A 19,781-nucleotide genomic window follows, 5' to 3' on the forward strand; every position below is an offset into this window, starting at 1 on the left:
CTGCCGCCTATTCTCATCTCGGCCATCAACAACCTGGCCTCGAGGAAAATCCGTTGTAGCTCTGACACTTAAGCCGGCGCGACTCCTTATTGGCGCTTATTTGACCCTGAGGAGCATTAACGGTTGACACTCAAGCGATCGCCTGTAGAATGCCGCCACACAGACGCGGGATGGAGCAGTCTGGTAGCTCGTCGGGCTCATAACCCGAAGGTCGTCGGTTCAAATCCGGCTCCCGCAACCAAACATCAAAAAAGGCTACTCGAAAGAGTGGCCTTTTTTGTGTCTGTCAGAAATGTCCTTTCGCACCAAATGACTACCTGTGGCGAGGGGGCCTGCCCCCGCTGGACCGCGAAGCGGTCCTAAAATCAGTAGTCGCATTGTGTCAGGAAGAACGTATCAGCCGACTTTGCGACTGCTTCGCAGCCGAACGGCGGCAAGCCCCATCGCCACACATTTTGAAATTATTTTTCCTTAGGGATTGGTAACTTGGCTGTATACCCCCATCCTGTCGCGCACGATCCAAGAGGTGATTGATGCGCGCCAACTCGTCTGATCCACAAGACACCGTCACAGCGACCCAACCGATCACAGCCACCCGCCGGCACTGGCTCGACCAGGTGAGCAAATACCGCCAGCCCATAGGTTTGGCGGTCACTCTGTTGTTGTTCGTCATTGCACTGATTGCCTGTCGCCACCTGCTGAGCGAACTCGATCTGGATGCCCTGCACGACTCCCTGCTTGAAGTGCCAAAACCGGCCTTGCTCGGGGCGATGGCGGCCACCGTGGTCGGCTTCGTCATCCTGCTGGGCTATGAGTGGTCGGCCAGCCGCTATGCCGGCGTAAAGTTGCCACCACGCATCCTGGCCCTGGGGGGATTCAGCGCCTTCGCGATCGGCAATGCCATTGGTCTTTCGCTGCTGTCCGGCGGTTCGGTGCGTTATCGCTTATATGCACGCTTTGGACTGGGGGCGTCCGAAGTCGCGCGCATGTCGCTGTTTGCCAGCCTGTCGCTGGGTTGCGCGTTGCCTCCGCTGGCCGCCCTGGCCACCCTGAGCGACCTGCCAGCCGTCTCTGCCGCGCTGCACCTGCCCGAACCTCTGCCGGGCGCGATTGCCATCGCGGTGCTGCTCCTCGGCGCGGTGCTGGCAATCGGCATCTACCGCCGTCGTCTGCCCGAGCAACCTCTGCCGGACAACCTGCTGGTTCGGATCGGACGCCGGACCCTGCGCCTGCCCGGTCCCCGCCTGAGCCTCCTGCAGCTGGTGATCACCGCACTGGACGTCGCAGCTGCGGCTACCGTGCTCTATCTATTGCTGCCCGAGGCCCCGCCGTTCGGCGCATTCCTGCTGGTCTACCTGCTAGCGCTGGCCGCTGGCGTGCTCAGCCATGTGCCTGGCGGCGTCGGGGTGTTCGAGGCCATTCTGCTGGCAGCCTTCGCCGACACACTTGGCTCGGCCCCGCTGGCCGCGGCCTTGCTGCTGTATCGGCTGATCTACGTAATGATGCCGTTGCTGGTGGCCTGTTTGTTATTGCTGATCAGCGAAGCCCAACGCCTGTTTCAGTCTCGCCAATCGCTAAGGGTAGCCTCGGGGCTGGCCGCACCGATCCTGGCGGTACTGGTGTTCCTGTCTGGCGTGGTGTTGCTGTTTTCCGGCGCCACACCGGAAATCGACACCCGCCTGGAACACATCGGTTTTCTGATCCCCCACCGCCTGATCGACGCCTCGCACTTCGGCGCTAGCCTGATCGGCGTGCTCTGCCTATTGCTTGCCCAGGGGTTGCGCCGGCGCCTGTCGGCGGCCTGGATGCTGACCACCGTTCTGCTGCTGGTGGGCGCCCTGCTTTCCCTGCTCAAGGGTTTCGACTGGGAAGAAGCCAGCCTGTTGACCCTGACTGCCTGCCTGCTGGCGGTTTTCCGGAGTTCGTTCTATCGGCCCAGCCGATTGACCGAACTGCCGTTCTCGCCTCTGTATCTGGTGGCCAGTGTCTGTGTGCTCGGGGCGTCGATCTGGCTGCTGCTGTTCGCTTACCAGGATGTGCCCTACAGCCATCAACTCTGGTGGCAGTTCACCCTCGACGCCGACGCGCCGCGCGGCTTGCGCTCGCTACTTGGCGCCGCGGTGCTGCTGGTGGTGGTGTCGCTAACCTGGTTGCTGCGCACCGCACGCCCGGTGATCCATCTGCCGACCGCTGAAGAAATGGGCAAGGCGCTAAAGATTCTCATGGCCTCGGCCCAGCCGGATGGTGGCCTGGCCCTGACCGGTGACAAAGCATTGCTGTTTCACCCCGATGACGACGCCTTCCTGATGTATGCTCGCCGCGGTCGCAGCCTGGTAGCGCTGTACGACCCGATCGGCCCGCCCCGCCAGCGCGCGGAGATGATCTGGCAATTCCGCGACCTGTGCGACATCCACCATGCCCGCCCGGTGTTCTATCAGGTGCGCGCCGAGAACCTGCCGTATTACATGGACATTGGCCTGACGGCGATCAAACTCGGCGAAGAAGCCCGGGTCGATCTGCTGCGCTTTGATCTCGAAGCCAAAGGCAAAGAGATGAAAGACCTGCGCTACACCTGGAATCGCGGCACCCGCGACGGCCTGTCGCTGGAGATCTTTGATCCAGGCCAGGCGCCGATGGACGAACTGAAAGTCATCTCCGATGCCTGGCTGACTGGCAAGAACGTGCGCGAGAAAGGCTTCTCCCTCGGCCGGTTCAGCGATGATTACCTCAAGCATTTTCGCGTTGCGATCATCCATTTTGAAGGGCGCCCGGTGGCCTTTGCCAATCTGCTCGAGACCTACAGCCATGACCTGGCCAGCCTCGACTTGATGCGCGCCCATCCTGAAGCGCCAAAGCTGACCATGGAGTTCATGATGGTCGGCCTGATTCAACATTATAAAAATCACGGCTATGCACGTTTCAGCCTGGGCATGGTGCCGCTGTCAGGGCTACAGCCCCGTCACGGCGCGCCACTGACCCAACGCCTTGGCTCGATGGTGTTCCGCCGTGGCGAGCAACTCTACAACTTCCAGGGGTTGCGCCGTTTCAAAGACAAGTTCCAGCCTGACTGGGAACCCCGTTACATGGCCGTGCCCTCCGGACTCGATCCGCTGGTGGCACTGGCCGATACCGCCGCCCTGATCGCGGGCGGCTTGACTGGATTGGTGAAACGCTGATGATTCAACGCTCCTGGCGGTATTTACTGGCCACTCTGGTGGTGCTTGGCCTGATCCTCGGTGGTGGTTATTGGTTCTGGAACCGCCCTGCACCAGAACCGACACTTGAACACGTGACACAAGCCGACGGTTCGACAACCACCCGGGTCATTCCCGGAACCGCGCCGCACGCCCAAGTGGTGGTGGCCGTTACCGATGAGCAAAAGCTCAACGACCAACAACTGCTGACCCTGAGCCGTGGCGGCGCAGCGCAGATCGTTCAAGTGATCCTGCCTAAGGATTGCGTGCTGCAAGGTCGCGCATTGCAATCGGCCCTGAAACAACTCAACGGCCCCGCCACCCTGGTCAGCGGCATCGGTCCTGGCGCAGTCCTGGCCTGGCGCTGGCTGGCGGAGCAAAGCAATGACAAGGCCCAGGCCGTCTCTGTGGACCTGGCACTGGAAAAACCCGGCTGTACCCATCTGCTGCCCAAAACCGCGACTCACGGCCACTGGCTGGTGGCCTGGAACGACAACCCCGACGACACCAGCGCAGGCTTTGTGCGGGATCAACCCAACGCCGAAACCAGCATCAGCGACTACGACATCAACCTGCCGCAAGTGCTGAACAATGAGCTGCGCAAAATCCTCATGGGTTCGGACAAGGGCAACGGCGGCCTGAATATCCCGGTGGTCGAAGTACCGGCCGGCCAGGCCAAGGACACCGTGACCCTGTTTCTCTCCGGCGACGGTGGCTGGCGCGATCTGGACCGCGATGTGGCCGGCGAAATGGCCAAGATCGGCTACCCGGTGGTCGGCATCGACACCCTGCGCTACTACTGGCAGCACAAGAGCCCGGAACAAAGCGCCATCGACCTCAGCGAACTGATGCAGCACTACCGGCAAAAATGGGGCATCAAACGCTTCGTGCTGACTGGCTACTCCTTCGGTGCCGACGTGCTGCCAGCCATCTACAACCGTCTGCCTGAAGCCGAACAACAACGGGTCGACGCCATTATCCTGCTGGCTTTCGCCCGCACCGGCAGCTTCGAAATCGAAGTTGAAGGCTGGCTTGGCAACGCTGGCAAGGAAGCCGCCACCGGCCCAGAAATGGCCAAACTGCCAGCAGACAAAGTGGTCTGCATTTACGGTGAAGAAGAAGTCGACGAAAGCGGTTGCACCGAGAAGACCGCCGTTGGTGAAGCCATGAAACTGCCGGGCGGCCACCACTTCGACGAGAACTACCCGGCCCTGGCTCAACGCCTGGTCGATGCGATCGAAAAGCGCCAGGGCAAGACGCGAGTCGCTGAAGAGTGACCTGAGACTGCAAACCAGAGACCTTCGGCGCGGTTCGGTTCGTCAAGATCGCAGCCTGCGGCAGCTCCTACGTACACCCACAAATTATCAGGTGTATGCGAAACCCGTAGGAGCTGCCGCAGGCTGCGATCTTTTAGGGCCCACGGTGCTTATATTTCTACCTGAGTACCCAGTTCGATTACCCGGTTGAGCGGCAGGTTAAAGAACCGCAGGTTACCGTTGGCGTTCTGCAACATGAAGGCGAACAGCGCTGCGCGCCAGCGCGCCATGCCCACCAGCCTGGAGGTGATCACCGTCTCGCGGCTGAGGAAGTAGGTAGTGCGCATCGGGCTGAAGTCCAGCTCATCGAGATGGCAGAGCTTCAATGCCTGCGGCACATCCGGCTCATCGGTAAAGCCGAAGTGCAGGATCACCCGGTAGAACCCCTCTCCATGGGACGCCACTTCAAAGCGCCGCTGCGCTGGAACCCGCGGAATATCCTCGTAGACCACCGTCAGCAACACCACTTGTTCGTGCAGTACCTGGTTATGCAACAGGTTGTGCAACAAGGCATGGGGCACGGCATCCGGTCGCGCGGTGAGGAACACCGCCGTGCCCTGGATCCGATGGGGTGGCTGCACCCGAATACTGCTGATGAAAATCGGCAGTGGCAGCCCGCCTTCGTCGATACGCTCGACCAGCAATTGCTTGCCGCGTTTCCAGGTGGTCATGAGCACGAACAGGACAATCCCCGCCAGCACCGGAAAGGCCCCGCCCTGAAATATTTTCGGCACGTTGGCGGCGAAGAACAAACCATCCACAAACAGGAAACCCAGCAACACCGGGACTGCCAGCAGCGGCGGCCATTTCCATAAGAGCAACATCACCGCCGAAACCAGGATCGTGGTCATCAGCATGGTACCGGTCACCGCCACACCGTAGGCCGAAGCCAGCGCGCCCGAGGACTCGAAGCCCAGCACCAGCAAAATCACCCCGACCATCAGTGCCCAGTTCACCGCACCAATGTAGATCTGGCCCTGTTCGGCACTGGAGGTGTGCTGAATACGCATCCGCGGAATATAGCCGAGCTGGATCGCCTGACGGGTCAGGGAAAACGCACCGGAGATCACTGCCTGCGAGGCGATTACCGTCGCCAGGGTCGACAACCCCACCAGGGGGATCAACGCCCAGCTTGGCGCCAGCAGGTAGAACGGGTTGCGCGCCGCTTCCGGGTCGCCCAACAGCAGCGCGCCCTGGCCGAAGTAATTGAGCACCAGAGCCGGCAGTACCAGGATAAACCAGGCACGGGCTATCGGTTTGCGACCGAAGTGGCCCATGTCGGCGTACAGCGCCTCGGCACCGGTCAACGCCAGTACCACCGCGCCGAGAATCGCCACGCCCATGCCCGGATGAACGACAAAGAAGCGCACGCCCCAGACCGGACTCATCGCCTTGAGCACTTCCGGGTGCTGGACGATGCCATAGACCCCCAGTGCACCCAGTACCAGAAACCAGGCGACCATCACCGGCCCGAACAGAATGCCGATGCGCGCCGTGCCATGGCGCTGAATCAGGAACAGCGCCACCAGCACGATCAATGACAGCGGCACGACCCAGTGATCAATGCCTTCGAATGCCAGCCCCAGCCCTTCAATCGCCGAAAGGACAGAGATCGCCGGGGTGATCATGCTGTCACCGTAGAACAGCGCGGCACCGCACAAACCACAGACCACCAGTAAGGTGCGCAGACGCTTATGGTTCGCCGCCGCTCGCCGGGCCAGCGCAGTCAAGGCCATGATGCCACCCTCACCCTGGTTGTCGGCGCGCAGCACGAACAGCATGTACTTGATCGAAACGACCCAGATCAACGACCAGAAAATCAGCGCCAGAATGCCCAGCACCCCGTCATGGTTGACGGGCACACCATATTCACCGGAAAACACTTCCTTGAGGGTGTACAAGGGGCTTGTGCCAATATCGCCATACACCACCCCGACCGCCGCCACCAGCATGCTCAAGGGTTTCACCGGCGAATGCTCGGCGCCCGCAGCCTGACTACTTGCCTGACCCATCAACCACTCCTGTTACTCAAACCCGGGCTTCTCTATAAGAAGTACTATTTTGTGTCGTGCAGCATGCGCTGTTTTTCTTGCGTTTACAGGATCGTAACAATTCATTACAGCGCAAAAGGCGCGAAGCATAGCGCAGCACTCGTCGTATTTCCCCGCATAAAGCTGGTCAAGTGCGTTGCCCATCGCTAGAATTGCGCACTTTTTGATCAGAGGCGCGCCAAGCGTCCATCCGTCGCCTTGCCACCCGCGGCTTGAGGCGTCACAAAACCGAGGTTAGCTATGTCCACCGTCACCACGCCGGCCGCCCCCAAGGTCGGCTTTGTATCTCTGGGTTGCCCGAAAGCACTGGTCGACTCCGAGCGCATCCTTACGCAACTGCGTATGGAAGGCTACGAAGTCGTGTCCACCTATCAGGACGCCGATGTCGTGGTGGTCAACACCTGCGGTTTTATCGACAGCGCCAAGGCCGAGTCCCTGGAAGTGATCGGTGAAGCCATCAAGGAAAACGGCAAGGTCATTGTCACCGGCTGCATGGGCGTCGAAGAAGGCAACATCCGCAAGGTGCATCCGAGCGTGCTCGCGGTAACCGGCCCGCAGCAATACGAGCAGGTGGTCAACGCCGTGCACGATGTGGTCCCGCCGCGTCAGGATCACAACCCGTTGATCGACCTGGTGCCACCACAAGGCATCAAGCTGACCCCGCGTCACTACGCCTACCTGAAGATTTCCGAAGGCTGTAACCACAGCTGCAGCTTCTGCATCATCCCGTCGATGCGCGGCAAGCTGGTCAGCCGTCCGGTCGGTGACGTGCTCGACGAGGCCCAGCGCCTGGTCAAGTCCGGTGTCAAAGAGCTGCTGGTGATTTCCCAGGACACCAGCGCCTACGGCGTCGACGTCAAGTACCGCACCGGCTTCTGGAACGGCGCGCCGGTGAAAACCCGCATGACCGAACTCTGCGAAGCGCTGAGCAGCCTCGGCGTCTGGGTACGCCTGCACTACGTCTACCCGTACCCGCACGTCGATGAACTGATCCCGCTGATGGCCGCCGGGAAAATCCTGCCGTACCTGGACATTCCGTTCCAGCACGCCAGCCCGAAAGTCCTCAAGGCCATGAAACGCCCGGCCTTCGAAGACAAGACCCTGGCCCGGATCAAGAACTGGCGCGTCATCTGCCCGGAACTGATCATCCGCTCGACCTTCATCGTCGGCTTCCCCGGCGAAACCGAAGAAGACTTCCAGTACCTGCTCGACTGGCTGACCGAAGCCCAGCTCGACCGCGTCGGCTGCTTCCAGTACTCGCCAGTCGAAGGCGCGCCGGCCAATGACCTGGATCTGGAAGTGGTGCCAGACGACGTCAAGCAGGACCGCTGGGATCGCTTCATGGCCCATCAACAGGCCATCAGCTCGGCTCGCCTGCAGCTGCGCATCGGCAAGGAAATCGAAGTGCTGATTGACGAAGTCGACGAGCAAGGCGCCGTTGGCCGCTGCTTCTTCGATGCCCCGGAAATCGACGGCAACGTCTTCATCGATGATGCCAGCGACCTCAAGCCAGGCGACAAGGTCTGGTGCCGGGTGACCGACGCCGACGAGTACGACCTGTGGGCTGAAAAGCGCTAAAGCATACAAAATTGAAAAGCCCTGCTCTCCTGACGAGATGCGGGGCTTTTTTACGACTATCGTTTTGTGAAATAAAAGGACATCCGCCACCACTAGCATAAGGAACCGGCGACATGCGTCATCACGCGGTCATCCACACGCCGAAACAGAGCGACTATGAGGAACTCACCCGGATCTGGGAGGCCTCGGTGCGCGCCACCCATGATTTCCTGCCGGACAGCTATATCGACCTGTTGAAGAACCTGGTACTGACCCGTTACCTGGATGCCGTCATGCTGGTCTGCACCAAGGATCATCGCCAACGCATCACCGGTTTTGCCGGCATCGCGGCGGGCAAGATCGAAATGCTCTTTATCGACCCCGACCACCGCGGTCAGGGGCTGGGCAAACAATTGCTCAAGTACGCCATCGAACACTTGAATGCCGATGAGCTGGACGTCAATGAACAGAACCCGCAGGCCTTGGGTTTCTACTACAAGCTGGGGTTCGAAGTGATTGGCCGTTCGGAGCACGACGGCATGGGCCAACCCTATCCGTTGCTGCATATGCGCTTGAAACAGGCAAATCAGCGGGCACAAAGCGGCTAAAAGCTACAGTCTTCAAATGGACCCGCGATTAACCGGCGCCAGGCAGGTACAATGGGCGCCCTCTTTTGTTACGGCCCCTGTCATGACTGACCCGATTCGTCTCTCCAAACGCCTCATCGAACTCGTCGGCTGTTCCCGTCGGGAGGCTGAGCTGTTCATCGAGGGCGGCTGGGTCACGGTGGACGGCGAAGTCATCGATGAGCCGCAGTTCAAGGTCGACACCCAGAAAGTCGAGCTCGACCCCGAAGCCAAGGCCACTGCGCCGGAGCCGGTGACCATCCTGTTTCACGCGCCGGCGGGCATGGATGCGCAAAGCGCCATGCAGCTGATCGGCCCGCAAACCCTGAGCGAAGAGCACCGTTACAGCAAGCGTCCGCTCAAAGGGCACTTCCTGCGCCTGACCGCCAGCTCGGACCTGCAAGCCAACGCCAGTGGCCTGCTGGTGTTCACCCAGGACTGGAAGATTCTGCGCAAGCTCACCGCCGACGCCAGCAAGATCGAGCAGGAGTATGTGGTCGAGGTCGAGGGAGACATGGTCGCCCACGGCCTCAATCGCCTGAACCACGGCCTGACCTACAAGGGTAAGGAACTGCCGGCGGTCAAGGCCAGCTGGCAGAACGAAAACCGCCTACGCTTTGCGATGAAAAACCCCCAGCCGGGTGTCATCAAGCTGTTCTGCGAAGCCGTCGGCCTCAAGGTCATTGCCGTTCGTCGTATCCGCATCGGTGGAGTCTCCATCGGCAAAGTGCCGGTCGGCCAATGGCGCTACCTGTCCGGCAAAGAGAAGTTCTAAGGCTTCTCGCGCCGCCACACACTTCGACGCCGCACTTCTCTGCGCGGTGCTCACTGCTGATTGATCAGGACTGTAAACATGATTCATAACGATGTACTGCGCAGCGTGCGCTACATGCTCGACATCAGTGACAACAAAGTCGTCGAGCTGATCAAGCTTGGCGGCCTCGAAGTCACCAAGGAAGACGTCCTCACTTACCTGAAAAAGGATGAGGAAGAAGGTTTCGTCCATTGCCCGGACGAGGTCATGGCGCATTTTCTCGACGGCCTGGTGTTCTTCAAGCGCGGCAAGGACGAAAGCCGTCCGTCGCTGCCAGTCGAGCTGCCGGTGACCAACAACGTCATCCTGAAGAAACTGCGAGTGGCCTTCGAACTGAAGGAAGACGACATGCATGCGATCCTCAAGGCCTCCGACTTCCCGGTGTCCAAGCCTGAGCTGAGCGCGCTGTTCCGCAAGTTCGGCCACACCAACTACCGCACCTGCGGCGATCAACTGCTGCGCAACTTCCTCAAGGGTCTGACCCTGCGCATTCGCACCTGAGTGCCCTGGTTTCAGGTGGCTGAACCCAGCCGCCTGGCGAGTACTGCTGCAACCCCTGAAAAGATTGCAGCCTGCGGCAGCTCCTGCAGGGAATGCGTTCGGCGTAGGAGCTGCCGCAGGCTGCGATCTTTTGATCTTCACATCGATTATGATGCGCGCATCTCCCCCCGTTCCGACCCCAGACCATGACCTACAGCGTTTCCCCGATCGGCTTCGTGCGCTCCTGCTTCAAGGAGAAATTCGCCATTCCGCGTCAGCCGCAGCTGGCGCCGGCCGCCCGTGGCGTTCTGGAACTGGTGGCGCCGTTCGATCAGGGCGATGCCGTACAAGGGCTTGAGCAGGTCAGTCATGTCTGGTTGCTGTTCCTGTTCCACCAGGCCCTGGAAGACAAACCACGACTCAAGGTCCGCCCGCCTCGCCTGGGCGGTAACAAATCCATGGGCGTGTTCGCTACCCGCGCCACCCATCGCCCGAACGGCATCGGCCAGTCAGTGGTCAAGCTGGACAAGGTCGAAGCCAATCGTCTGTGGATCTCCGGTATCGATTTGCTCGACGGCACGCCGATTCTCGATATCAAACCCTACGTGCCCTATGCCGACATCGTTGATACAGCCTCCAACAGCATCGCCAGCGCCGCGCCCGAGCTGATTCCGGTGCAGTGGACGGATACCGCACTGCAACAGGCCCACAAGCATGCTCAGCGCCTGCAAGAGCCATTGCTGGAGCTGATCGAGCAGTGCCTGGCCCAGGATCCACGTCCGGCCTACCAGGCTCCCGCAGCCGAGCGCGAATACGGCGCACAGTTCTGGGATCTGGATGTGCGCTGGCATTACCCCGCGCCTGGCCTGATCCGCGTGCTGGAAGTCATCCCCGCGATCGTATAAACGCCAGAAATGAAAAAGCCCGCGCTGCCTTCTCAGGCAATGCGGGCTTTTCATTGATCGGGTTCGCTTACTTCTCGACGAAGGCGCGCTCGATCAGGTAGTCGCCTGGCTCACGCATCCGCGGAGAAACCTTCAGGCCGAAGCTGTTGAGCACTTCGCTGGTTTCGTCAAGCATGCTCGGGCTGCCGCACAGCATGGCGCGGTCGTCCTGCGGATTGATCGGTGGCAGACCAATATCGCTGAACAACTTGCCAGTACGCATCAAGTCGGTCAGACGCCCTTCGTTCTCGAACGGTTCGCGGGTCACGGTCGGGTAGTAGATCAACTTGTCACGCAGCGCTTCGCCGAAGAACTCGTTCTGCGGCAAATGCTCGGTGATGAACTCGCGGTAAGCGACTTCGTTGACGTAACGCACGCCATGGCACAGGATCACTTTTTCGAAACGCTCGTAGGTTTCCGGATCCTGGATGACGCTCATGAACGGCGCCAGACCGGTGCCAGTGCTGAGCAGGTACAGGTGTTTGCCCGGTTTCAAATCGTCCAGCACCAGGGTGCCGGTCGGTTTTTTGCTGATGATGATCTCGTCGCCTTCCTTCAGATGCTGCAACTGGGAAGTCAGCGGACCATCCGGAACCTTGATGCTGAAGAACTCGAGATGCTCTTCCCAGTTGGGACTTGCAATCGAGTAAGCGCGCATAAGCGGCCGGCCGTTGGGCTGTTGCAGGCCGATCATCACGAACTGACCGTTCTCGAAGCGCAGGCCCGGATCGCGGGTGCACTTGAAGCTGAACAGGGTGTCGTTCCAGTGATGAACACTGAGGACACGCTCGTGGTTCATGTTGCTCATGTACGGGGGCTCCTAGAAATTGCCTGCGCCGACAATGTGCGCAATTGCATCGCATTCTAATGGCGGCGACAATATCTGTTAAATGGATTATTAAGATAAGGGTTATCGGTTATATAGATATGCGATTTACTCTCCGTCAACTTCAAGTATTCGTCGCCGTCGCCCAGCAGGAAAGCGTGTCCCGTGCTGCGGGTCTGCTCGCGCTTTCTCAATCGGCCGCCAGCACCTCTATCACCGAGCTTGAGCGCCAAACCAGCTGTCAGCTATTCGATCGCGCCGGCAAGCGCCTGAGCCTCAATGCCCTGGGCCGACAGCTGCTGCCGCAGGCCGTTGCCTTGCTGGATCAGGCCAAGGAAATCGAGGACCTGCTCAACGGCAAGTCCGGCTTCGGTTCATTGGCGGTTGGTGCGACGTTGACCATCGGCAACTACCTGGCGACCTTGCTGATCGGCAGCTTTATGCAGCTGCACCCGGAAAGCCAGGTGAAGCTCCATGTGCAAAATACCGCCAACATTGTGCAACAGGTTGCCCACTATGAAATTGATCTGGGTCTAATCGAAGGCGATTGCAGCCACCCGGATATCGAGGTGCAAAGCTGGGTCGAAGATGAGCTGGTGGTGTTCTGCGCGCCCCAGCATCCCTTGGCAAAACGCGGTCAGGCGAGCATGGAAGAGCTGACACGCGAAGCCTGGATCCTGCGCGAACAAGGCTCGGGAACCCGGCTTACCTTCGACCAGGCCATGCGTCACCACCGCAGTACGCTGAACATCCGCCTCGAGCTCGAACACACCGAGGCGATCAAACGCGCAGTGGAATCAGGCTTGGGAATTGGCTGCATTTCACGCCTGGCGCTACGCGATGCGTTCCGTCGCGGCAGCCTGGTGGCGGTAGAAACGCCGGACCTGGATCTGCTGCGGCAGTTCTATTTCATCTGGCACAAGCAGAAGTACCAGACCTCGGCCATACGTGAGTTTCTCGAACTGTGCCGCGCCTTCACCGCCGGGGTGCAGCGCAGCGACGAGATCGTCCTGCCGACGATCGCGTGAACAGTCGTTAAAGCAGAATTACCGCCCAGACCACGGCGATCATGCTCAAGGCGACGAGCTGGGCGGCGCTGCCCATGTCCTTGGCGTTTTTCGACAGCGGGTGCAGGTCCAGGGAAATCCGGTCGATCGCCGCTTCCACCGCCGAATTGAGCAACTCGACAATCAATGCCAGCAGGCACACGGCGATCATCACCGCCCGCTCAACCCGACTGACGGTGAGCAGGAAGCTCAGCGGAATCAGGATGACGTTGAGCAATACCAGCTGACGGAACGCCGCCTCACCCGTAAAGGCCGCGCGCAGACCGTCGAGAGAGTAGCCGGAGGCGTTGAGGATGCGTTTAAGACCGGTTTGACCCTTGAAAGGCGACATAAAGTAGGCAACTGAAAAAAGAAGTGGGAAAGCTAGTTTAACGAAAGTCAAAATAGTGTGAATAAACGGGTTACTGGCTACTTGAAATTGACTCAAGTTGTTGCAAGAGCAACGCCGCCTGAGTCCGGGTCCGCACCCCCAATTTACGAAAGATCGCCGTAACGTGGGCCTTGATCGTCGCTTCCGAAACACTCAACTCATAGGCAATCTGCTTGTTCAGCAAACCTTCACAGACCATGGTCAATACACGGAACTGCTGCGGAGTCAGGCTCGCCAGGCCGGCGCTGGCGGCCTTGGCCTCGGCTGATACGCTCATCTCCTCGAAGGCTTGCGGCGGCCACCAGACGTCGCCGTCCAACACACTGCGCACCGCTTTCTGAATGACTTCCAGCGAACTCGACTTGGGAATGAAACCGCTCGCGCCGAATTCACGGGAGCGCACCATGATCGATGCCTCTTCCTGTGCCGAAACCATCACCACGGGGATCTGTGGATATTGGCCGCGTAACAACACCAGCCCGGAAAAACCGTAAGCACCCGGCATGTTCAAATCCAGCAGCACCAGATCCCAGTCAGTTTTTTCGGTCAGACGGGTTTCCAGTTCGGCAATGCTCGCGACCTCCACCAGGCGAACTTCAGGACCAAGGCCCAGGGTCACCGCCTGATGCAGCGCGCTACGAAATAAAGGGTGGTCATCGGCAATCAGGATTTCGTATGTGGCCATTTTTCAAATGATCCCGTTTTTTATGGTCGGTCTGAAGAATTCAGTCCTCGCCAACGCAACACCAGGTGACAGCAAAAAAAGCTGTACCCGCAGAGCCCGCTCAACGCCAAGAGCCCGAAAAGCCAGCGTTTAAAACCTCGGTCGCGCCCTAATCGGCGCCAAGCATGCCGAGCGAAGCCGGGGTGGTCAAGCTGGATGCTTTACGGCAAAGTCATCGGCTGACTAACTAGAGTGCCATCATGCGAAGCCATGCCTTGCGTGCCGACATCCTGATGCTTGTGACTGCCATGATCTGGGGCTCCGGATTTGTCGCACAAACCTGGGGGATGGATCATATTGGCCCCTTCCTGTATTCCGGTCTGCGCTTTGCGCTTGGCTCGCTCTGCCTGCTACCGCTGGTGTTGCGTGGCAATCGCCAGAACACCAACAGTGAGCCCTTCCTTACCCAAGGCTTGCTCGTCGGCGGTGGCCTGATGGGACTGGCACTGGCTCTCGGAATCAACCTCCAGCAAGTCGGTTTGCTGTTCACCAGCGTGACCAATGCCGGTTTTATTACCGGTCTGTATGTCATTGTAGTGCCACTATTGGGTCTGGTGATCGGCCACAAAACCGGCCTGGGCACCTGGCTCGGCGCACTGTTGGCGGTGGTCGGGATGTTTTTGCTCAGTGTCGGCGAGAATTTCCAGGTCGCCTCCGGAGATTGGCTGCAACTGATCGGAGCCGTAGTCTGGGGCGCACATGTGGTGCTGGTCGGGGTTTTCGCCAGCCGGCATGACCCGATTCGCCTGGCCTTCCTGCAATTTTCCACCTGCTCGGTGGTCAGCCTGGCCCTGGCGCTGGGCTTTGAGACCTTCCAACGGGACGCCATTATCGCTGCCGGGCCGGCCATTGTGTATGGCGGCATGGTTGCGGTGGGCATCGGCTACACACTGCAGGTGATTGCGCAAAAGGATGCGATCGCCTCCCATGCCGCGATCATCTTCTCGCTGGAAGCGGTCTTCGCCGCCATCGCCGGTGCCTGGCTGCTCGATGAGTCCTTGCAGCTGCGCGGCTATTTCGGCTGCGCGCTGATGCTCACGGGCATGCTGGTGACGCAGCTCTGGCCGAAGAAGCCGCAGCTGGTCAGCGCCTGAATCCTAGAGAAAAGGCTTCAGACGGCTGTGGGCCGGGTCGCCCGGATCAATCGCCTGTTGGTATTTCGCCGCCAGATAATGGGTGCTGAACACATCCAGATAAGCATCCAGCACTTCACTGGCCGGCTGGTCCTCGGCCAGCTCCAGGCACAAGGCAGCGACTTCCGCGGTACAGAAGTGGTCGTCACGCTTGGAGCGTCGCAGCTTGTAGCGCGACAGCTGCTCGGGCTCCAGACTGAGCACCGGCAAGTGCTCCAGATAAGGACTCTTGCGGAACATTTTGCGCGCTTCACTCCAGGTGGCGTCCAGCAGGATGAACAGCGGACGCTTACCCTCCTGGAGCTTGACCTCGGTCACCACACGCTCCGGCGCAACAAACTCGCCCGGAAATACGATGTAGGGTTGCCACTGCGGGTCGGCAATCAGCGCCAGTAACCCCGGTTCGACTTCCGTGCGCGACCAGGGAAAGGCGCTGGTGTCAGCAATCACATCGGCAATCAGCCAACCGGTATTGCTCGGTTTCAACGGCTCGACATCATGCATGACCAGGCACATCGCCGACTTTGCCGAAACCTGCGGGCGCCAGGCACACATGCAATGACTGGGAATTACCCGACACCCCGGGCAGCGTTCCGCTCGCGAGCCCCGTGCGACGAAGGGTTTGACGGCACGCGCCAGACGTTGGGCGCGCAAGCGGGAAACGGCGTGGCTCATGACAGGCATGGCTGGCAAGGGGAAAGAATCGACACGAAAGAACTCGGCTGGGTGAAATGTCATTGCAGTTTACCAGAGCGGCCGCGCAAGCCTGTACCGTCCACACCTGCTCCCCTATAATTCCCCGTCACTGAACGCACAGTCCTGTGGCTGGTCGAAGCAACAGTCACTGAACCAGGAGAGTTTCATGCTGCGCCTTATCGTTCCCACCGCTGCCGTTTTGCTGGCGTCGTCCTTCAATGCTCAGGCTGCATCCTTGAAAGACGTGGAGCTGAGCAAAATGCTGCAAAACGTGGCCACCCAGAGCAGCATCGGCACGCCGCGGGCGATCAACGAAGACATTCTCGATCAGGGCTATACCGTTGAAGGCAAAGAGCTGATCAACCACCTGAGCGTGCAAAGCAGCCATGCCGACAAGATGCGCGCCGACCCCAAGGCGGTCTACTTTCAGCTGGGTTCTACCGTCTGCAACAATCCGGGCTTTCGCAAGCTGATGGCCAAGGGCGCGATCATGCGTTACGAGTTCACCGAAGTTAAAACCAACCGCCCGGTGGCCACCGAACGCTTCAAGGAGTCCGACTGCCCGCAGCAGAAGAAGAAAAAGTAAAGACTACGCACGCACGCCATCAGCGCTTGCAGCTCATGCAAGCGCCGCAGGACGTCAACGGCACTCATCTTCAAAGCCCGGATGAGTGGCCTGCGCCGCTCATTGCAACAATCGATACAGCTGCATATCAATCTCCAGATTCACTCTGGTCATTGCCGCCTTGTCCTCTGACTCCCTGACAATCGCGATCAAACCTTCAACCCTGAAACCTTGCCCCGCCTCCTTGAAGCCAGGATGTCCAATCTTGGTTGCCACTTAGTAAATCAGAGCCCAGGCCACCTGGAGCAGGTTCTGACGAGTGGTGAAACTGCCTTTCGAATCGGCAATAAGCTATTGCCAGCCAAGACTTTCCAGGCACATGATCAAGTCAGCAAAAATCGCTGAGAGGGTCTAGATTCAGTGTGTTGACGCTAATTTTCTCGGGGCGGGAAAGGGGGTTGCCCACTCGCGTCTTGCAGTGCGAATGTTTCTTTCATCCAAGAAAGCAGAACCTGTATGGATGACTCGATCGCCACATCAATGCTTCACGGCTTTATCGAGTCAGTTGTAGTGCTCAGGCGTTAGCCTGGTCTGACAGCGACACATGCAGTGTCGTGGCGCTGGCGAATACTCGCTCGGGCCAAAGGTTCTGTGCAGAAGGAGAAGTTGAATGCCTTACGAACCGAATGACCTCCTGAGTCGTCATTTTCAAAGCAACGGTATCGACCTCACCAGCAAGGTCGAAGAGCAACTCAACCTGGTTTCACCCAATAGCCCGAATATTCCGATTTATCGCGACATGATATTGACTGTCTTGCGCATGGCCCAGGAAGACCACAATCGCTGGAATGCCAAGATTACGCTGCAAGCCCTGCGCGAACTGGAGCACGCCTTCCGGGTGCTGGAACAGTTCAAAGGTCGACGCAAGGTCACGGTCTTTGGTTCGGCCCGAACGCCGATCGAACACCCCCTCTACGGCCTGGCCCGGGAACTCGGTGCGACACTGGCGCGCTCGAACCTGATGGTCATCACCGGTGCCGGGGGAGGCATCATGGCTGCCGCCCATGAAGGCGCCGGCCTCGAACATAGCCTTGGATTCAATATCACCCTGCCATTCGAGCAGCATGCGAATCCAACCGTCGAAGGCACAACCAACCTGCTGCCATTCCACTTTTTCTTCACTCGCAAGCTATTTTTCGTCAAGGAAGCCGATGCTCTGGTTCTTTGCCCTGGCGGTTTCGGCACGCTGGATGAAGCATTGGAAGTACTGACACTGATCCAGACCGGCAAAAGCCCGCTGGTACCGGTGGTGCTACTGGATGCGCCGGGCGGAAATTTCTGGCAAGGCGCCCTGGACTTCATTCGCAATCAACTGGAGGACAATCGCTACATTCTGCCCAGCGACATGAAGCTGATCCGCCTGGTGTACAGCGCCGAAGAAGCGGTTCAGCAAATCAACCAGTTCTACAGCAACTTCCACTCCAGTCGCTGGCTCAAGCACCAATTTGTGATCCGCATGAACCACAAACTCAGCGAGCAGGCACTCGAGCACATGCAAAAGGCCTTTGCCGACCTGTGCCTGAGCGATCACTTTCATCAACATGCTTACAGTGGAGAGGAACACGACGAAGCACAGTTCAGTCACCTGGTGCGACTTTCGTTCACCTTCAACGCCCGCGATCATGGTCGCTTGCGTGAACTGGTCGACTTCATCAACCTGCCGGAAAACTGGGCCAATACTCAACCCAAGACGCAGCAACGCGCGCGCGAACCGATCAAGGTCACTTGATCAACAAGCAAGTCAGTGGCTCGCACGCTCAGACACAGCGTTCACGAGCCACACCTGTCAGTCATCCAGCCCGCGGCCGCTAAACAAGCGGCCGATCATTTCCATTGAATAACCCCGATAACTCAGAAATCGCCCCTGTTTGGCCCGCTCACGGGCATCTATTGGCAAATGCCCGGCAAACTTGCGGCGCCAGGTGTCTTCCAGTTGCTCTTGCCAACTGATGCCACACTCGCGCAGGGCGAGTTCAATATCGGCACGTTGCAGGCCACGCTGGCTCAACTCTTCACGAATACGCAAAGGGCCATAGCCGGCTCGGGCACGGTAGGAGACGAAGCTTTCGAGGTAACGGGATTCGGACAGCAGGCCTTCTTCCGTCAGCCGGTCAAGTGCCGTGTCGATCATTTCGGGAGGGGCGCCGCGCTGACGCAGTTTACGCGTCAGCTCGACTCGACCGTGCTCGCGTCGCGCGAGCAGGTCCATTGCGGTTCGTCGCACCGCGACGAGTGTATCGAGTACGACGGTCATCGGATCAATCAGATATCAGCGTCGGCCAGATCGTCAACAGTCTCGCGGGTCGCATTGGCTTTCACGTCCGACGTCGGAGTGAGCAGTTTGTCGCGGATCTGCTTCTCAAGGGTCGCCGCGATATCCGGGTTGTCCTGCAGGAACTTGGCCGAGTTGGCTTTGCCCTGACCGATCTTGCTGCCGTTGTAGGCATACCAGGCACCGGATTTTTCCACGAAACCATGCAGTACGCCGAGGTCGATCATTTCGCCGTTCAGGTAAATGCCCTTGCCGTAGAGAATCTGGAATTCGGCCTGACGGAATGGCGGAGCCACCTTGTTCTTGACGATTTTGACGCGGGTTTCGCTACCAACGACTTCGTCACCTTCTTTCACCGCGCCAGTACGGCGGATGTCCAGACGAACCGAAGCGTAGAACTTCAGCGCGTTACCACCGGTGGTGGTTTCCGGGCTGCCGAACATCACGCCGATTTTCATCCGGATCTGGTTGATGAAGATCACCAGGCAGTTGGCGTTCTTGATGTTACCGGTGATCTTGCGCAGCGCCTGGGACATCAGACGGGCTTGCAGGCCCACGTGCATGTCGCCCATCTCGCCTTCGATCTCGGCTTTTGGCACCAGGGCCGCCACGGAGTCGATGACGATCACGTCGATGGCGTTGGAGCGCACCAGCATGTCGGTGATTTCCAGCGCCTGCTCGCCGGTATCCGGCTGGGAAACCAGCAGGTCGTCGACGTTGACCCCCAGTTTTCCGGCATATTCAGGATCCAGTGCGTGCTCGGCGTCGACGAAGGCGCAGGTGGCGCCCATCTTCTGTGCCTGAGCAATCACGGAGAGGGTCAGGGTGGTTTTACCCGAAGATTCCGGACCGTAGATTTCAACGATACGGCCTTTTGGCAGGCCGCCGATGCCGAGAGCGATGTCCAGACCCAGAGAGCCAGTAGAGATAGCCGGGATCGCCTGACGGTCATGATCGCCCATACGCATCACGGCACCCTTGCCGAATTGACGTTCGATCTGACCCAGGGCCGCAGCCAAGGCTTTCTTCTTGTTGTCGTCCATTAAAGTCCTCACGTAATCAATAAGGCCTGACGGCCAACACCTG

General features: G+C 59.2%; 18 protein-coding genes and 1 tRNA gene. 12 read left to right on the plus strand and 7 right to left on the minus strand.

From position 1 onward, the window contains the following. The first annotated feature begins 164 nt into the window (after window positions 1-164). From AC3IUA_RS24880 to AC3IUA_RS24890, 3 genes are all read left to right on the plus strand, one after another. A tRNA-Met gene (locus tag AC3IUA_RS24880) sits at window positions 165-241 on the plus strand. Window positions 242-533: 292 nt separating this feature from the next. After that, entirely contained in the window at window positions 534-3,176 is a 2,643-nt protein-coding gene (mprF, locus tag AC3IUA_RS24885; protein ID WP_489357504.1) for a bifunctional lysylphosphatidylglycerol flippase/synthetase MprF, read from the plus strand. Beyond that, on the plus strand, window positions 3,176-4,471 hold the full coding sequence (locus AC3IUA_RS24890) for a virulence factor family protein (RefSeq protein WP_489357505.1): 1,296 nt from the start codon (window positions 3,176-3,178) through the stop codon (window positions 4,469-4,471). Before mprF ends, AC3IUA_RS24890 begins: the two co-directional genes overlap by 1 nt. A 149-nt stretch (window positions 4,472-4,620) precedes the next feature. Here the strand turns inward: AC3IUA_RS24890 and AC3IUA_RS24895 are convergent, their stop codons facing one another. Then, the gene (locus AC3IUA_RS24895; RefSeq protein ID WP_489362464.1) at window positions 4,621-6,462 is read right to left on the minus strand and encodes a potassium transporter Kup; all 1,842 of its coding nucleotides are present in this window, start codon (window positions 6,460-6,462) and stop codon (window positions 4,621-4,623) included. Between the two features lie 339 nt (window positions 6,463-6,801). On the opposite strand from AC3IUA_RS24895, the gene rimO reads away from it, so the two are divergent. From rimO to tsaA, 5 genes are all read left to right on the plus strand, one after another. Further along, window positions 6,802-8,139 carry a 30S ribosomal protein S12 methylthiotransferase RimO gene (gene rimO / locus AC3IUA_RS24900; RefSeq protein WP_489357506.1) on the plus strand — a complete coding sequence of 446 codons (1,338 nt, stop codon included), beginning with the start codon at window positions 6,802-6,804 and terminating at the stop codon, window positions 8,137-8,139. A 113-nt stretch (window positions 8,140-8,252) separates the two neighbouring features. Continuing rightward, window positions 8,253-8,726, plus strand: coding sequence for an acetyltransferase (locus tag AC3IUA_RS24905; protein ID WP_489357507.1), 474 nt, complete (start codon window positions 8,253-8,255; stop codon window positions 8,724-8,726). Between the two features lie 82 nt (window positions 8,727-8,808). Beyond that, window positions 8,809-9,519, plus strand: a complete 711-nt coding sequence (locus AC3IUA_RS24910) for an rRNA pseudouridine synthase (RefSeq protein WP_489357508.1) — start codon at window positions 8,809-8,811, stop codon at window positions 9,517-9,519. A gap of 78 nt (window positions 9,520-9,597) precedes the next feature. Beyond that, window positions 9,598-10,059, plus strand: a complete 462-nt coding sequence (locus AC3IUA_RS24915) for a YehS family protein (protein ID WP_489357509.1) — start codon at window positions 9,598-9,600, stop codon at window positions 10,057-10,059. A gap of 185 nt (window positions 10,060-10,244) precedes the next feature. Next, on the plus strand, window positions 10,245-10,943 hold the full coding sequence (gene tsaA, locus AC3IUA_RS24920) for a tRNA (N6-threonylcarbamoyladenosine(37)-N6)-methyltransferase TrmO (RefSeq protein ID WP_489357510.1): 699 nt from the start codon (window positions 10,245-10,247) through the stop codon (window positions 10,941-10,943). Window positions 10,944-11,010: 67 nt separating this feature from the next. On the opposite strand, the gene fpr is transcribed toward tsaA, so the two are convergent. Further along, window positions 11,011-11,790 carry a ferredoxin-NADP reductase gene (gene fpr / locus AC3IUA_RS24925; RefSeq protein WP_489357511.1) on the minus strand — a complete coding sequence of 260 codons (780 nt, stop codon included), beginning with the start codon at window positions 11,788-11,790 and terminating at the stop codon, window positions 11,011-11,013. A 119-nt stretch (window positions 11,791-11,909) separates the two neighbouring features. Here fpr and AC3IUA_RS24930 point away from each other — a divergent pair, with 119 nt between their 5' ends. Beyond that, window positions 11,910-12,836: a LysR family transcriptional regulator gene (locus tag AC3IUA_RS24930; RefSeq protein WP_489357512.1), complete on the plus strand. Its 927-nt coding sequence runs from the start codon at window positions 11,910-11,912 to the stop codon at window positions 12,834-12,836. Window positions 12,837-12,843: 7 nt separating this feature from the next. Here the strand turns inward: AC3IUA_RS24930 and AC3IUA_RS24935 are convergent, their stop codons facing one another. Continuing rightward, on the minus strand, window positions 12,844-13,206 hold the full coding sequence (locus AC3IUA_RS24935; protein WP_489357513.1) for a diacylglycerol kinase: 363 nt from the start codon (window positions 13,204-13,206) through the stop codon (window positions 12,844-12,846). A 70-nt stretch (window positions 13,207-13,276) separates the two neighbouring features. Next, window positions 13,277-13,930: a response regulator transcription factor ErdR gene (erdR, locus tag AC3IUA_RS24940; RefSeq protein WP_489357514.1), complete on the minus strand. Its 654-nt coding sequence runs from the start codon at window positions 13,928-13,930 to the stop codon at window positions 13,277-13,279. Window positions 13,931-14,169: 239 nt separating this feature from the next. On the opposite strand from erdR, the gene AC3IUA_RS24945 reads away from it, so the two are divergent. Next, window positions 14,170-15,063 carry a DMT family transporter gene (locus tag AC3IUA_RS24945; RefSeq protein ID WP_489357515.1) on the plus strand — a complete coding sequence of 298 codons (894 nt, stop codon included), beginning with the start codon at window positions 14,170-14,172 and terminating at the stop codon, window positions 15,061-15,063. A 3-nt stretch (window positions 15,064-15,066) separates the two neighbouring features. On the opposite strand, the gene AC3IUA_RS24950 is transcribed toward AC3IUA_RS24945, so the two are convergent. Continuing rightward, window positions 15,067-15,777, minus strand: a complete 711-nt coding sequence (locus AC3IUA_RS24950) for a tRNA-uridine aminocarboxypropyltransferase (RefSeq protein WP_489362466.1) — start codon at window positions 15,775-15,777, stop codon at window positions 15,067-15,069. Between the two features lie 187 nt (window positions 15,778-15,964). On the opposite strand from AC3IUA_RS24950, the gene AC3IUA_RS24955 reads away from it, so the two are divergent. Next, on the plus strand, window positions 15,965-16,384 hold the full coding sequence (locus AC3IUA_RS24955) for a quorum-sensing-regulated virulence factor family protein (RefSeq protein WP_489357516.1): 420 nt from the start codon (window positions 15,965-15,967) through the stop codon (window positions 16,382-16,384). A 649-nt stretch (window positions 16,385-17,033) separates the two neighbouring features. Beyond that, complete coding sequence (locus tag AC3IUA_RS24960; RefSeq protein WP_489357517.1) at window positions 17,034-18,152, plus strand: LOG family protein; 1,119 nt, start codon at window positions 17,034-17,036, stop codon at window positions 18,150-18,152. Between the two features lie 57 nt (window positions 18,153-18,209). Here AC3IUA_RS24960 and recX read toward each other — a convergent pair whose 3' ends face one another. After that, complete coding sequence (gene recX / locus AC3IUA_RS24965; protein ID WP_489357518.1) at window positions 18,210-18,677, minus strand: recombination regulator RecX; 468 nt, start codon at window positions 18,675-18,677, stop codon at window positions 18,210-18,212. 8 nt (window positions 18,678-18,685) lie between these two features. Beyond that, window positions 18,686-19,738, minus strand: coding sequence for a recombinase RecA (recA, locus tag AC3IUA_RS24970; RefSeq protein ID WP_489357519.1), 1,053 nt, complete (start codon window positions 19,736-19,738; stop codon window positions 18,686-18,688). Between the last annotated feature and the right edge of the window lie 43 nt (window positions 19,739-19,781).

The organism is Pseudomonas sp. KH_050 (assembly GCF_057838875.1).